Source organism: Catellatospora sp. TT07R-123 (assembly GCF_018327705.1).
Taxonomy (GTDB): Bacteria; Actinomycetota; Actinomycetes; order Mycobacteriales; family Micromonosporaceae; genus Catellatospora.
The window spans coordinates 2,358,893-2,372,591 of the sequence record NZ_BNEM01000001.1 but is presented as its reverse complement, the minus strand read 5'-3'; the positions used below and the strand labels follow the sequence as shown (position 1 = coordinate 2,372,591).

The 13,699-nt window shown below is 71.4% G+C and carries 11 protein-coding genes; 5 read left to right on the top strand and 6 right to left on the bottom strand.

What is annotated here, in order from left to right; translation table 11 throughout:
* Positions 1–32: 32 nt before the first annotated feature.
* Complete coding sequence (locus Cs7R123_RS10045; RefSeq protein ID WP_212825434.1) at positions 33–989, bottom strand: zinc metalloprotease; 957 nt, start codon at positions 987–989, stop codon at positions 33–35.
* Between the two features lie 223 nt (positions 990–1,212).
* On the opposite strand from Cs7R123_RS10045, the gene ligD reads away from it, so the two are divergent.
* Entirely contained in the window at positions 1,213–2,649 is a 1,437-nt protein-coding gene (gene ligD, locus Cs7R123_RS10040) for a non-homologous end-joining DNA ligase (protein WP_212825432.1), read from the top strand.
* A gap of 21 nt (positions 2,650–2,670) precedes the next feature.
* Here the strand turns inward: ligD and Cs7R123_RS10035 are convergent, their stop codons facing one another.
* On the bottom strand, positions 2,671–3,204 hold the full coding sequence (locus tag Cs7R123_RS10035; protein ID WP_212825430.1) for an EF-hand domain-containing protein: 534 nt from the start codon (positions 3,202–3,204) through the stop codon (positions 2,671–2,673).
* A gap of 125 nt (positions 3,205–3,329) precedes the next feature.
* Here Cs7R123_RS10035 and Cs7R123_RS10030 point away from each other — a divergent pair, with 125 nt between their 5' ends.
* Positions 3,330–4,667: an NAD(P)/FAD-dependent oxidoreductase gene (locus tag Cs7R123_RS10030; protein ID WP_212825428.1), complete on the top strand. Its 1,338-nt coding sequence runs from the start codon at positions 3,330–3,332 to the stop codon at positions 4,665–4,667.
* 24 nt (positions 4,668–4,691) lie between these two features.
* On the opposite strand, the gene Cs7R123_RS10025 is transcribed toward Cs7R123_RS10030, so the two are convergent.
* Positions 4,692–5,345: a nucleoside monophosphate kinase gene (locus Cs7R123_RS10025; protein ID WP_212825426.1), complete on the bottom strand. Its 654-nt coding sequence runs from the start codon at positions 5,343–5,345 to the stop codon at positions 4,692–4,694.
* A 139-nt stretch (positions 5,346–5,484) separates the two neighbouring features.
* Between Cs7R123_RS10025 and Cs7R123_RS10020 the strand changes: the two genes are divergently transcribed.
* Both Cs7R123_RS10020 and Cs7R123_RS10015 read left to right on the top strand, forming a co-directional pair.
* Complete coding sequence (locus tag Cs7R123_RS10020) at positions 5,485–6,870, top strand: FAD-binding oxidoreductase (RefSeq protein WP_244871733.1); 1,386 nt, start codon at positions 5,485–5,487, stop codon at positions 6,868–6,870.
* 1 nt (position 6,871) lies between these two features.
* Positions 6,872–8,107 carry a cyclopropane-fatty-acyl-phospholipid synthase family protein gene (locus tag Cs7R123_RS10015; protein WP_212825424.1) on the top strand — a complete coding sequence of 412 codons (1,236 nt, stop codon included), beginning with the start codon at positions 6,872–6,874 and terminating at the stop codon, positions 8,105–8,107.
* 183 nt (positions 8,108–8,290) lie between these two features.
* On the opposite strand, the gene Cs7R123_RS10010 is transcribed toward Cs7R123_RS10015, so the two are convergent.
* From Cs7R123_RS10010 to Cs7R123_RS10000, 3 genes are all read right to left on the bottom strand, one after another.
* Positions 8,291–8,533, bottom strand: coding sequence for a winged helix-turn-helix domain-containing protein (locus Cs7R123_RS10010; RefSeq protein WP_374706983.1), 243 nt, complete (start codon positions 8,531–8,533; stop codon positions 8,291–8,293).
* Between the two features lie 312 nt (positions 8,534–8,845).
* Complete coding sequence (locus Cs7R123_RS10005; RefSeq protein WP_212825420.1) at positions 8,846–9,961, bottom strand: IS30 family transposase; 1,116 nt, start codon at positions 9,959–9,961, stop codon at positions 8,846–8,848.
* A complete protein-coding gene (locus Cs7R123_RS10000; RefSeq protein WP_212825417.1) occupies positions 9,951–11,414 on the bottom strand; it encodes a DUF1254 domain-containing protein in 1,464 nt (487 codons plus the stop codon). The genes Cs7R123_RS10005 and Cs7R123_RS10000 overlap by 11 nt, the downstream gene beginning before the upstream one ends.
* 139 nt (positions 11,415–11,553) lie before the next feature.
* Between Cs7R123_RS10000 and Cs7R123_RS09995 the strand changes: the two genes are divergently transcribed.
* Positions 11,554–13,626: a sorbosone dehydrogenase family protein gene (locus Cs7R123_RS09995; RefSeq protein WP_212825415.1), complete on the top strand. Its 2,073-nt coding sequence runs from the start codon at positions 11,554–11,556 to the stop codon at positions 13,624–13,626.
* The last annotated feature ends 73 nt before the right edge of the window (positions 13,627–13,699 follow it).

Genomic DNA, 13,699 nt, shown 5'->3' with positions numbered 1-13,699 from the left:
GCCGTGCCGGACCCTGGGCGATGCGGGACCGGTCAGGAGGCGCGGTACGCCGTCCACGCCGACTGCATGCGGGAGACCTGACCGGCGGTGAACTCGTACATGCACGAGTCGTCGGTGTAGTCCATGTAGTTGTGGATCGGGTCGAGCCCGGCCTTGTTCGTGCAGGTGTCACGGTTGGTCGGGCAGCCGAACGCGGCCGACTTCTCCGCCGGGGTGTCCGACACCTGGTCGCCGTTGCCGTTACAGCCGCCCTGGAAGGTGTGGTACAGGTTCAGCCAGTGGCCGATCTCGTGGGTCGCGGTGTCGCCCAGGTTGTACGGGCTCGCGGTGCCGCCCGGCAGCGACTCGGCCAGGATGACCACGCCGTCGTAGGTGTCCAGCGTGGTCTTCGGGAACGTGGCCCAGCCGAGCAGGCTGTCGCTGAGCAGGCCGGTGTAGATGTTCAGCGTGGCCTTGGTGCCGGTGCGCAGGGCCGCCTTCATCTGCTTCTCGGCGGTCGAGCCGTCGACGATCGGGTACCACGCGGGCTTGACCTGGCGGTCGATGGCCTGCAGGTTGAACTGGAACCCGGTGTTGGCACCGCCGAAGCCGCCCGCGTACGACGTGTTCAGGACGCTGATCTGGTTGTTGATCATCGCGTCGGTGATGCTGCCGTTGGCGCGGGTGCCGTCCTCGGAGATGACGTGCACGACGACCTGGATGGTGACCGTGGCGGCCAGTGCCGCGGGGGCGCCGAGCTTGTTGTTGAGGCGCGTGCGGTCGGCCAGGTCCTTCTCCCGGTTGGCGACCTCGGTGGCGGTGAGCTCGTTCGGGTCGTGCTTGGCGGTGGCACCGGGCTTGGCCTTCGCGGCGCCGAGGGCGGCCGGGTCGACGCAGGCGATGGCGCCGCCGGTGCCGACGGCGAGGCTCGCCGCGACGGGGGAGCCGACCAGGGTGGCGCCGAGCAGCGCGGCCATGCCGACGGTGCTGAGGGTGCGCCTCAGAGTCATGGATTCACCTCTCCTGTGGACGGCGCGTCGGGGTCGTTCGCGCCGTGTCCATCCGTGTGGACGACACATTAGAGACGATCGATGGTCACGAGTATCATACGTTCGGATGAATCACTGCATGTCACGCGGGTCTGTTGTGGACGTTCGCCCCACATTGCCGGGCCGCGTCACCGGATCGTCACGTTCGCCCGCGCGGCCGGCGGCGGCGCGGTAGAACGGGGGTATGGCCGACCGGCTCGCGCCCTACCGGGCCAAGCGCAGCGCGGCGCGCACACCCGAACCCGTGCCGGGGGAGGGGCCGCTGCCGCGCGGCGCCGACGACACGTTCGTGATCCAGGAGCACCACGCCCGCGCCCTGCACTGGGACTTCCGGCTCGAACACGGCGGGGTGCTCGTCTCCTGGGCGGTGCCCAAGGGCCTGCCCACCGACCCGCACCGCAACCGCCTCGCGGTCCACACGGAGGACCATCCGCTGGAATACGCCCGCTTCGCCGGAACGATCCCCGCCGGGGAGTACGGCGGCGGCACCGTCACCATCTGGGACCGGGGCACCTACGACTGCGAGACCTGGACCGACGACGAGGTCAAGGTGGTGCTGCACGGGCAGCGGGCGCACGGCCGGTACGCCCTGATCCGCACCCGGGGCGACCAGTGGCTGATGCACCTGATGGACGCCGGGGCACCCGACCGGCAGGCCCTGCCCGCCCTGGTGCGCCCGATGCTGGCCACCCCCGGCGAGCTGCCCGCGCCCGCGCGCGACGCCGACTACGGCTACGAGTTCAAGTGGGACGGGGTGCGCGCCGTCGCCTACGCCGAGGGTGGCCGGGTCCGGCTGGTCAGCCGCAACGACCTCGACGTGACGGCGGCGTACCCGGAGCTGCGGTCGCTGGGGGAGGCGCTGGGGCCGGTCGCAGCCGTGTTCGACGGGGAGATCGTGGCGTTCGACGCCGCCGGGCGGGTGTCGTTCGGGGCGCTGCAACCGCGGATGCACCTGCGCGACGCGGCGGCGGTGCGCGCGGCCGCCGCCCGCACCCCGGTCACGTACGTGCTGTTCGACCTGCTGTTCCTCGACGGGCAGGACACGACGGGGCTGCCGTACCGGCGGCGCCGGGAGCTGCTGGAGTCGCTCGGGCTGCGCGGGCCGCACTGGGACGCGCCGCCGCACACCGAGGGCGGCGGCCCGGACCTGCTCGCCGCGGCACGCGAGCAGCGGCTGGAGGGCGTCGTGGCCAAGCTGCTGGACTCGGCGTACCTGCCGGGGCGGCGGTCGCGTGACTGGATCAAGGTCAAGAACGTGCGTACCCAGGAGGTCGTGGTCGGCGGCTGGCGCCCCGGCAAGGGCAACCGGGCTGACACCATCGGCTCGCTGCTGCTGGGCATACCCGAAGGCCGCAGCCTGCGGTACGTCGGCCAGGTCGGCACCGGCTTCACCCGCGCCGCGCTGGCCGAGCTGCTCGGGCAGCTGCGCCGCCGGTCCCGCGCGACCAGTCCGTTCGACCCCCCGCCCCCGGCCCGCGAGGCAGCCGAGGCCCACTGGACCACCCCGAACCTGGTCGGCGAGGTCATGTTCACCGAATGGACCCGCGACGACCGCCTGCGCCACCCCTCCTGGCGCGGCCTGCGCCCCGACAAGTCCCCGCGCGAGGTCGTCCGCGAGTGACCCACGCGAGGTGGGTGCGGGTCAGCGGCCCAGGAGGGGGACGTCGAGCAGGCCCGCGTGGTAGTCGCGGACGGCCTGGGCGAGTTCGTCGATGCTGAGCTGGCCGTCGTGGTCGGCGTCGATCTGGTCGAACGACTCCTCGGCGTGCGGCTTGGTCACCCCGATCGCCTCGACCCAGCGCTTGAACTCGGTCGGGTTGACCTGCCCGTCGCCGTCGACGTCGCACAGGTCGAGGGTGGCGCTGATGGTCGGGCGCAGCACGGTGCTGAAGCCGGTGTTGCCCATCAGGATGATCTCGGTCTGCGCGATCCGGTCGAACTGCTTGGCGTTGAGCGTGCCGTCCGGGGCGACCCCGGCCTTGCCGGCCAGGTAGTCCCACATCGCCAGGTACGCGTCGAGCACGGCTCTGCCGCGCGGGGAGCGCTCGTCCTCGCCGAAGGCGGCGATGATGCGGCGCCCCTCGGCCTCGAAGTCGGACCGGTCGACGTGCCCGTTGCCATCGGTGTCCCACAACCGGAACCGCCGGGCGAGTCGCTCGCTGCGCACATCCAACATGGCCGCGTCCCCCCTGCCTGCCCCGTTCCGACCGGGACGATTCAATGTGAATGCCTGTCAGGACCTTACCAAGCGTGGTGTGCTCGTTGCTGAGCGTTGTGATTCTGTGACACCCGGAGGTGGGTATGGGCCGGCCGCGCGTCCTCGTCGTCGGAGCCGGGTTCGCCGGGTTCCACACCGCCCGCAAGTTGCACCGGCTGGCCCGCGGCCGGGCCGAGATCATCCTCGTGAGCCCGGACGACTACCTGCTCTACCTGCCGCTGCTGCCGCAGGTCATGGCCGGGGTGCTCGAACCGCGCCGGATCACCGTCTCCCTGGCCGCCACCCTGCGCGGGGTACGGGTCCTGCCCGGCGCCGTCGACGACGTCGACCTCGGCTCGGGCACGGTCAGCTACACCGAGCCGCACGGGCGGGCCGGCCGCCTGGAATACGACCGGCTGGTGCTCACCCCGGGCAGCGTCAACCGGCTGCTGCCCATCCCGGGGGTGGCCCAGCACGCCCACGGGCTGCGCGGCCTGGCCGAGGCCCTCTACCTGCGCGACCACATCACGCTCCAGATCGAGCTCGCCGCCGCGACCGCCGACGCGCACGAGCGCCGGGCCCGCGCCACGTTCGTGGTGGTGGGCGCCGGATACACCGGCACCGAGGCGGCCGCGTACGGCCAGCTGCTCACCGGCGCGCTCGCCCGCACCCAGCCCGCGCTGGGCGAACGCCCCCGCTGGCTGCTGCTCGACACCGCCGACCGGGTGCTGCCCGACCTCGACCCGCGCCTGTCGCGCACCGCCGCCCGGGTGCTGGCCGACCGCGGCGTCGAGGTGCTGACCGGCACCTCGGTCGCCGAGGCCACCGCCGACGGGGTACGCCTCACCGACGGCGCGTTCATCGCCACCCGCTCGCTCATCTGGTGCGTCGGCGTACGCCCCGACCCGCTCGTGGCCGGGCTGGGCCTGGACACCGTCGACGGCCGCCTGGTCGTCGACGAGTACCTGCGGGTGCCGGGCCACCCCGAGGTGCTGGCCTGCGGCGACGCCGCCGCTGTGCCCGACCTGACCCGGCCGGGGAAGCTGTGCCCGATGACCGCCCAGCACGCCGTACGCCAGGGCAGGCTTGCCGCGCACAACGTCGCCGCCTCGTACGGCAGCGGGCGCGTCCGGCCGTACCGGCACAAGGACCTGGGGTTCCTGGTCGATCTCGGCATGACCGACGCCGCGGCCGATCCGTTCGGCATCCCGCTGTCGGGTCTGCCCGCCGCCGCGGTGACGCGCGGCTACCACCTGCTGTCGCTGCCCGGCAACCGCACCCGGGTGGCCGCCGACTGGCTGCTCGGCGCCTTCCTGCGCCCGCAGCTGACCCGGCTCGGCCTGGTCGACGCCAGCACCACCGAACTGGAGTGCACCGCCGCGGGCTCGCGGCCCCGCACGCAGACCCGCGTCGGCGCGGGCGCCGACCCCGGCCCCTGGTGACCCCCGCCGCGGGGCGGCGCGGGGTCAGGTGGGGCGGCGACGCTGGGGGAGGGAGAGCTGGTCGCGGATCGATCGCTGGACGGCGGCCTTGCCGGGGCGGGCGTCGACGGTGACGACCTGCTCCTTGGCCTGGAAGAGCTCCAGCACCGGGTCGGTCAGCCGGTGGTAGTCGGCCAGCCGTACCGCCAGGGCCTCCTCGGTGTCGTCCTCGCGGGTCAGCAGCTCGCCGCCGCAGGCGTCGCAGCGGCCCTCGCGGACCGGGCGGTGCTCGATCAGGTTGTAGTCCAGGCCGCAGCTGGCGCACAGCCGCCGGGCCAGCACCCGCCGCCGCACCTCGCTGTCGGGCAGGTCCAGGTGGATCACCGCGTCGACGTCGTAGCGCTCCATGAAGAACTCGGCCTGGCGGCGGTTGCGGGGGAACCCGTCCAGCACGAAGCCGTACGTCCAGTCGTGCAGGGCCAGGCGCTCGTGCACCACCGACTCGGTCAGCGCGTCGTCGACCAGCTCGCCCGCGTTCATCGCCCGGCGCACCTGCGCACCGATCTTGGTGTGGTACTGCACGTGCCAGCGGTAGATGTCGCCGACGCTGATGTGCACGAGGTCCAGATCGGAGGCGAGCAGCTTCGCCTGGGTGCCCTTGCCGCTGCCCTGGACGCCCATGATGACGTACTTGCGCACCCGTCCACCCTCGCACGCCCGGAAAGGAAGGGCACCTTCTTATCGCTTTCCGCAGCCTTATCGCTTTCCGTGGCGGAAGGGCACCCTGTTAACTCCGGTTTGCGGGTTTCTGGCACGGCTTGCGGGGTACGTTGCCAACGTGGAGGGTGACCCAAGCCGGGCGACCCGGCACTACGGTGTCCACGACCGCGCTGTCGCGCAGCTGCGGCAGCGCTACGACGCCCTGCCGCCGGGCAGTTCCGTGAGACTCGCCAAGAAGACCTCGAACCTGTTCCGGTTCGGCAGCGCCGCCACCGGGCCCGGACTGGACGTGTCCGCCTTCGACCAGGTGCTGGAGGTCGACTCCGGCCGCCGCACCGCCCAGGTCCAGGGCATGGTGACCTACGAGCGGCTCGCCGCCGCCACGCTGCGCCACGGCCTGATGCCGCTGGTCGTGCCGCAGCTCAAGACCATCACGCTGGGCGGGGCGGTCGCGGGGCTGGGCATCGAGTCCACGTCGTTCCGCAACGGGCTGCCGCACGAGTCGGTGCGCGAGCTGGAGGTGCTGACCGGCGACGGGCAGGTGGTCGTCGCGCGGGCCGACAACGAACACGCCGGGCTGCTGCGGGCCTTCCCGAACTCGTACGGGACGCTCGGGTACACCCTGCGCCTGGAGATCGAGCTCGCGCCCGTACGCCCGTATGTGCGCCTGCGGCACCGCCGCTTCACCGACATCGCCGCCGCGGCCGCCGCCCTGGACGAGCTGTGCGCCACCGGGCGCGACGGCGACCGGCCGGTCGACTTCCTCGACGGGGTCGTCTTCGACCGCCGCGACATCGTGCTGACGCTGGCGGACTTCGTCGACGAGGCCCCGGCGACCAGCGACTACACCGGCCAGAAGATCTTCTACCGATCGCTGCGCGAGCACGCCGTCGACCACCTGACCGTGCACGACTACCTGTGGCGCTGGGACACCGACTGGTTCTGGTGCTCGCGGGCGTTCGGCGCCCAGCACCCGCTGGTCCGGCGGCTGTGGCCGCGGCGCTACCGCCGCTCCGACGTGTACCACCACCTGGTCGCCTTCGACCGCCGGCACCGCCTCACCGAGCGGCTAGACCGCCGCCGCGGCCGCCCGCCGCAGGAGGCGGTGGTGCAGGACGTCGAGGTGCCGGTCGGCCGGCTGCCCGAGTTCCTGGACTTCTTCCACCGCGAGATCGGCATCAGCCCGATCTGGCTGTGCCCGCTGCGGCTGCGCAGCGACAGCCCGTGGCCGCTGTACCCGCTCAAGCCCGGCGAGACCTACGTCAACCTCGGCTTCTGGTCGGCCGTGCCGCTCCGGCCGGGCCAGGGGCCCGGCTTCCACAACCGGTTGATCGAGGAAGAGGTGACCGCGCTCGGCGGCCACAAGTCCCTCTACTCGACCGTCCACTACCCGCGGGACGCGTTCTGGCGGCTGTACGACGGCGCCGCGTACACCGCCGCCAAGCGCGCGTACGACCCCGACGGGAGACTGCCCGACCTGTACGACAAGTGCGTGAGGACCTGACATGGCGGTAGCACCGGTAATCAAGCATCTGCTCGGCGACTCGGCCCCGATCCGCGTCCGGGCGTACGACGGGAGCCGGTCCGGCCCCGTCGACGCCCCCGTCCTGTTCGACGTGCGCAACGAACGCGCCCTGTCGTACCTGGTCACCGGCGGCGGCGAGATGGGCCTGGCCCGCGCGTACGCCATGGGCGACCTGGAGGTCGAGGGCGACCTGTACACCGCCATGGCCGGGCTGGCCGACCTCGAATTCGCCGTGCCGTGGACCCAGCGCCTGAGCGCGCTGCGGCGGCTCGGCGGCGTACGGCTGCTGCGCCCGCCGCCGCGGCCCGCCCAGGAGGTGCGCCTGCGCGGTCGCCGCCATTCGCGCGAACGCGACCAGGCCGCCATCTCGCACCACTACGACGTCTCGAACCGGTTCTACGAGTGGCTGCTCGGCCCGTCCATGGCCTACACCTGCGCCGTCTACCCCGACGCGGGGGCGAGCCTGGAGCAGGCCCAATGGCACAAGCACGACCTGGTCGCCCGCAAACTCGGCCTGGAACCCGGGATGCGGCTGCTCGACGTCGGCTGCGGCTGGGGCGGCATGGTCATGCACGCCGCCCGCGAGTACGGCGTACGCGCGCTCGGCGTCACCCTGTCCCGCCGCCAGGCCGAGTGGGCCGCCAAGGCCATCGCCGAGGCCGGGCTGTCCGACCTGGCCGAGGTCCGGCACCTGGACTACCGCGACGTGCCGCCGGGGCGGTTCGACGCGATCAGCTCGATCGGGCTCACCGAGCACATCGGGCGGGCGCAGCTGCCCGGCTACTTCGGGTTCCTGCTGCGGCGGCTCCAGCCCGGCGGCCGGCTGCTCAACCACTGCATCACCCGGCCGAGCAACCACGACCCGGCCAGCCGCAAGCGGCGGTTCATCAACCGGTACATCTTCCCCGACGGCGAGCTGGAGGCGGTCGGCCACCTGGTGTCGGTCATGCACGACGCCGGGTTCGAGGTGCGCCACGAGGAGAACTTCCGCGAGCACTACGCCCGGACGCTGACCGCCTGGTCGCAGAACCTGGAGGGGCGCTGGGACGACGCGGTGCGGGAGATCGGCCTGCCCAAGTCCCGGGTGTGGCGCCTCTACCTGGCGGGCTGCCGCCTGGGCTTCGACCGCAACGCGGTCCAGCTCCACCAGGTCCTCGGCGTCCGCCTCGACTCCCACGCCGACGCCCACGTCCCCCTCCGCCCCCACTGGGAGTGACCCGGCCGGGTGGCGCGGCGCGGACGGGCGCGGCGGGGCGCGGACGGGCGCGGCGCGCCGCGCGGCGGGCATGATCGGAGTCTCCGGTCAGAAAGTGCGATCTGAAGCGACTTCCTGACCGGAGACCCTGATCTTCGTCGGAAGATCCCCATGCCCGGTCAGAACGTACGGTGGGCGGCCTGGTTACCGTTCGGCGACGAAGACGCCGACGCCGGGCAGGCCCTCGACCAGGCCCAGGGCCTTGAGCCAGTTGACCGCGTTGCGTACGACGGTGATCGACACGCCGTACTGCTGGCGCAGCTCCGCCGTGCTGGGCAGCTGATCGCCCGGCTTCAACCTGCCGGAACCGATCTGTTCGGTCAGATCATCGATGATCGTCTGCGTCTTCGACTTCGCCACGTGCTTCTCCCTGGTCCGCGGGGACAAATGGACCATGTGTGTGCCCATACCGCAAACATCAGCATGCCTCTGGACGCCTGCTGATGTTGCCTTATGCATAAGGTTGGCTAGGTTGATGAAGGCAGCGACCTGGTCCACGGGAGACCGTCAAGCTCGCGCTGGCCCTGGCGGTGAGCGTGGCTGCACAGGATCGCTCGGAGGCGATGTCCTGCTGAGCGCGACATTCCCATCCAGGACATCGATCTGGCCCTGCTGGCTGACCTGAACAGTCCGTGACCACTCCGACTCGGCCATAGTGGGTGCAGTTTCGGGGAAAGTGCACGAACGTGGGCGGCCGGCTCAAGCGGTTGTTGCAACGAGGTACTGGTTGAGTCGTTCGGCGGGGTTTTGCCAGTCGAGGGTTTGGCGCGGTCGTCCGTTGAGTTCTCGGGCGACCGCGTCGAGTTCGTCCTGGCTGTATTTGCGGAAGTCGGTGCTGGAGCGGGGGAAGTACTGGCGTAGCAGGCCGTTGGTGTTCTCGTTGCTGCCGCGTTGCCAGGGCGAGTGGGGGTCGCAGAAGTAGACCTTGCAGTCGGTGGCCAGGGTGAACCGGGCGTGGCGGGCCATCTCGGCGCCCTGGTCCCAGGTCAGGGTCTTGCGTAGTTCGTCGGGTAGGCGGTTCATCAGGGTGATGAGGACGTCGGTGACGTTGTCGCTGATGCGTGATTCGGGCAGGGCGCCGAGCATGACGTAGCGGGTGGCGCGTTCGACCAGGGTGATGATCGCGCTGGTGCCGCGGGCGCCGATGATCAGGTCGCCTTCCCAGTGGCCGGGCACGGCCCGGTCGGCGGCCTCGGCCGGGCGGGCCGAGATGTGCAGATCGGCGACCCACGGCCTGGCCGCGCGTGTGGCCGTGGCCGCCCTCGACTGCGGCTTGCGGGCCGCCCGGCCGGAACGCAGCGCGACCTGCCGGGCCAGTTCCTCACGCATCCCGCCCCGGGCCTGGTAGTAGATCGCCTGGTAGATCGTCTCGTGCGACACCCAACACTCCGGCTGATCGGCGTAGTCGATGCGCAGCGACCGGGCGACCTGCACCGGCGACCACCGCTGGGCCAGCCGCTGCTTCACCAGGTGCCACAGCGGTGCCATCGTACGGCTGCGCCGGGCGCGCAGCCTGCCATCACGCGGGCGCCGGGCCCGCTTGTCGGCCCGACGCTGGGCGAACTCGTGGCAGTACTTCCATCGATAGCCCCCACCCCACCGCCCGGTCGCCGGACATCCGGCGGCCCGGCCGCGCGGATGCCAGGCACCACCAGGCGCGTGCGCACCCTGGTAGGCGTTGTTACGGGTCACCTCCCGCCACACCGTCGTACGGTCACGGCCGATCACCGCCGCGATCTGGGCATAACGCAGCCCCTGACCGAACAACACCTCGATCTGGGCGCGCTCCTGCGAAGTCAAACGTCTACCGGGCATGAATCCGATCCTCCAAGATCCATACCTCGTTGCAACAGCCAACAGAAACCGCCGGCCAAGATTCCTGCACTTTCCCCGAAACTGCACCCACGCCAGCCCGCGCGGCGGGGCGGTGGTGGAGGGTCAGGCGGGGGTGATGGGGGGGTATGCGGTAGGTGCCGTCCAGGATTTCGGGGCGGGGCTGGTACATGCGCAGGACCGGGCGGAACGGGCCGGGTGGGGTGGGCAGCCAGTTGGCGGACAGGTCGCCGGCGGGGCGGTCCGGTTGCAGGGCGATGGTCAGCGAGTCGTCGTCGCCCCAGGTCAGGCCCGGGGTGCGGTCGCCGATCGAGTAGCGGCCGATCGGATTGCCGACCAGGTAGAAGTCGGGCAGGTCGTACATGGTGACCGACCAGAAGGCCTCGACCGGCGGCGGGGCGGTGAAGCGCAGCCGGTAGGCCCGGGTGCCGTCCAGCGGCTGCCCGCCGCCGTCGGTGTAGGTCATCGCGTAGACGGCCTCGTAGCCGTGGTTGCCCCACAGCCCGGCGCGGGCGGCGGCGGCGCGCAGCTCGTACGCCCGGTGGGGGTCGGAGATCTTCCACTGCGGGCTGTCGAGCGTGCCGATGCCGAAGAAGTGGCGGTTGTAGTCGAAGCCGTGCGGGTCCACGACCCAGCCGTCGACCGGTGCGGCGAACGGGGTCCGGCTGAGCTGGTCGACGTGCTGACCGCCGCGGGCGGCCCCGGCGGCCAGGGCGGCGGCCAGGCGGTCGTCGGGGTCGGCGTACGGTGACGGGCCTGCCGACAGCAGGCCCAGCGGCTTGAACCGCCGCTGGTGGGCGAGGTCGTCGGCGGCGGGCGGGTTGGCCGCCAGCCGCACCCGCAGCTTCTCCCAGAACAGCAGCTCGGCCGGGACGTCCGGGTCCGGGGCGGGCAGTCCGGCGAGCCGGTGCCCGGTCCCGGTCGGGGTGAGCGTGAGCCGCCGCTGGATCGCCTCGACCCGGGCCAGGTCGTCGGGCCCGGCGCAGGCGTTGCGGCCGACGACGGCCCCGACCGCCGTCGGCATGGCGATCACGGGCACGCCCTCGGGCGCGGCCCCGGTCCAGCCCGGCCCGGTGACCAGGTATGTCCCCTCGCCGGTGCCCGTGGCACGCCGTCCGACGTAGGCCACGTTGTCGGTCCACGCGTCGATGAACTGGAGCACGTAGTAGGCGCCGTCGGTGTCGGGCACGTGCAGCAGCAGCGGCCCGCCGGACAGGTCGAGCGGCGCCATCGAGTAGAGCGTGTCGTTGTTGATCGAGACGAAGCGCATGCACGGGTCGGCCAGCTCGCGGGCGTGGCCGAACGTGTTGTACGGCGCGGGCGGGACCGCCCCCAGCCCCTTGGCGGACAGCGACTCGATCTCGTCCAGGTTGCAGACCAGCGGATACCCGTAGACGTAGGCGTCGGCGGCGAGCGCGGTGAGGTCATCGGTCATGGCGCGTCCTCCGCCGCTCGTACGAGTTGTGAATAGTACAAAACGATATCAATTGCCAAGAACTGGGCGTGTTACACCCGCAATCCGAGCTGATCTTTGTAACCTCGCCGAGTTGCGAACGGACTGTCGGGGGAACGTCATGGACGCGCGGAAGATCGCGATCGCGGGCGAATCGGTGCTGGCAGTGCTCCTGCTGACGTTCGCCGGAGTATTCGTCGCCTGCCAGAACCAGGCCGGCCAGGCCAAACCGTCCTCGGTCGCGCCACTGCAACCGGTGATCACCGAGCCGGCCGCGGACGGACAGCTCGTCAGCGCCGCCGACGTGCACATGGAGACGCGGCCGATGCAGGACGCCGACGCCGCCAGTGAGCACGTCTGCACCGACTGGGAGATCTGGACCGCCCAGCCGCACGAGCGGGTGTGGTTCAGCGACTGCATCGGCGGCGTGCAGAAGACGCACGCGCACCTGGGCGACGGCATGTTCGAGAACGCCTTCGCCGACCGGCGCGACCTGCTGCCCGACCGCGACTACGAGCTGCGGGTGCGGCACAAGGACTCCAGCGGCGACGCGGCCACGCAGTGGAGCGCGTACACGGCGCGGCCGTTCCACACCGACAAGGAGCGCAAGCCGCTGCCCGGGGCTAAGCAGTGGGTGGTCAAGCAGCCCGGGTACAAGGTTGAGGAGGTCGCGGGCGGGCTCTCGCTGCCGGTCAACATCGCGATGGTGCCCGAGCACAACGTCAGCCCCGGCAAGCCGATGTTCTACGTGACCGAGCTGTACGGCACGATCAAGGTCGTCCGGGGCGACTTCCAGGTCAGCACGTACGCCAAGGACCTGCTGAACTTTGATCCGCGCGGCAACTTCCCCGGCGCGGGGGAGATCGGCCTGACCGGCATCGTGGTGGAGCCGAAGACCGGCGACGTCTTCGCCAGCATGCTGTTCCGCAGCGGCGCGCAGACGTACCCGAAGATCGTGCGCTTCCACAGCGAGGACGGCGGCTTCACCGCCGCGACCGCGACCACGGTCATCGAGATGAAGGGCGAGTCGCAGGAGGCGTCGCACCAGATCTCGAACCTGACGATCGGCCCGGACGGCAAGCTGTACGTGCACATGGGCGACGGCTTCACCCCCAGCTCGGCTCGCAAGATCGACTCGATGCGCGGCAAGGTGCTGCGGATGAACCTCGACGGCACCGCGCCGGAGGACAACCCGTTCTTCGACGCCGCCGACAAGAAGAAGGCGCGCGACTACGTCTGGGCGTCGGGCTTCCGCAACCCGTTCGGCGGGGCCTGGCGGGCCGCCGACGGCCAGCACTACTCGGTGGAGAACGGGCCGTCGTCCAACGACCGGTTCGCCCGGGTGGTCAAGGGCGCCGACTACGGCTGGGACGTCGGCGGCGAGACCCTGCGCAAGCGCGCCCTGTACAACTGGCCGGTCACCCACGCCCCGGTCAACATCACGTTCGTGCAGTCGGAGAACTACCAGGGCGCCGGGTTCCCGAAGGAGAAGTACGGCCACGCGTACGTCTCCGAGAGCGGCCCCACCTTCGCCACCGGCCCGCAGGAGCGGGGCAAGCGGATCGTGGAGTTCACGTTCAACGCCAACGGCACGGTCGGGGCGCCCAAGGCCCTGATCGAATACAACGGCTACGGCAAGACCAGCATCGCGGGCCTGGTCGCGGGCCCGGACGCGCTCTACTTCACCGGCCTGTACGCCGAGGACAGCTTCGACCCGGCCGCACCCATGGCCAAGATCTTCCGGGTGCGGTATGTCGGCGGCGACCGCGGCGACCGCCCGGCGGGCTCGAAGGCCGAGTGCACCGACGGCGACCTGCAGGTCACCGCGCGGGCGGGCAAGGCCGAGCTGGCCAAGGGTGTCGGCACCAGCCTCACCCTGGTGATCAAGAACGGCTCGAAGCAGGCGTGCGGCCGCGACGTCGGCGCCGACGCGCAGGAGCTGTTCATCACCCACGGCACGGACAAGGTGTGGTCCTCCGACGACTGCGGCGCCCCGCGCGGCCACCAGGTGGTGAACCTGGCCCCGGGCCGGGAGCTGGTGGTCAACGTGGGCTGGAACGGCAAGTCGAGCTCGGCCTGCGTCAAGGGCGCGATGCGGGTGGCGGCCGGTCCGGCGCTCAAGCCGGGGGAGTACACGCTGTACGGCCGGGTCGGCTCCGACCGCAGCATGCCCGTCAAAATCAAGGTCAAGTAGTACGCGGAACGGCGGTTAAGAAGGGCACCTTCCACATCGGACTCCGATCCGAAGGTGCCCTTCCGCACCCCGC

Excerpts from the sequence above, each read along its gene's own strand:
- Cs7R123_RS10045 (WP_212825434.1), bottom strand. The coding sequence starts at position 989 with ATGACTCTGAGGCGCACCCTCAGCACCGTCGGCATGGCCGCGCTGCTC.
- ligD (WP_212825432.1), top strand. The coding sequence starts at position 1,213 with ATGGCCGACCGGCTCGCGCCCTACCGGGCCAAGCGCAGCGCGGCGCGC.
- Cs7R123_RS10035 (WP_212825430.1), bottom strand. The coding sequence starts at position 3,204 with ATGTTGGATGTGCGCAGCGAGCGACTCGCCCGGCGGTTCCGGTTGTGG.
- Cs7R123_RS10030 (WP_212825428.1), top strand. The coding sequence starts at position 3,330 with ATGGGCCGGCCGCGCGTCCTCGTCGTCGGAGCCGGGTTCGCCGGGTTC.
- Cs7R123_RS10015 (WP_212825424.1), top strand. The coding sequence starts at position 6,872 with ATGGCGGTAGCACCGGTAATCAAGCATCTGCTCGGCGACTCGGCCCCG.
- Cs7R123_RS10005 (WP_212825420.1), bottom strand. The coding sequence starts at position 9,961 with ATGCCCGGTAGACGTTTGACTTCGCAGGAGCGCGCCCAGATCGAGGTG.
- Cs7R123_RS10000 (WP_212825417.1), bottom strand. The coding sequence starts at position 11,414 with ATGACCGATGACCTCACCGCGCTCGCCGCCGACGCCTACGTCTACGGG.
- Cs7R123_RS09995 (WP_212825415.1), top strand. The coding sequence starts at position 11,554 with ATGGACGCGCGGAAGATCGCGATCGCGGGCGAATCGGTGCTGGCAGTG.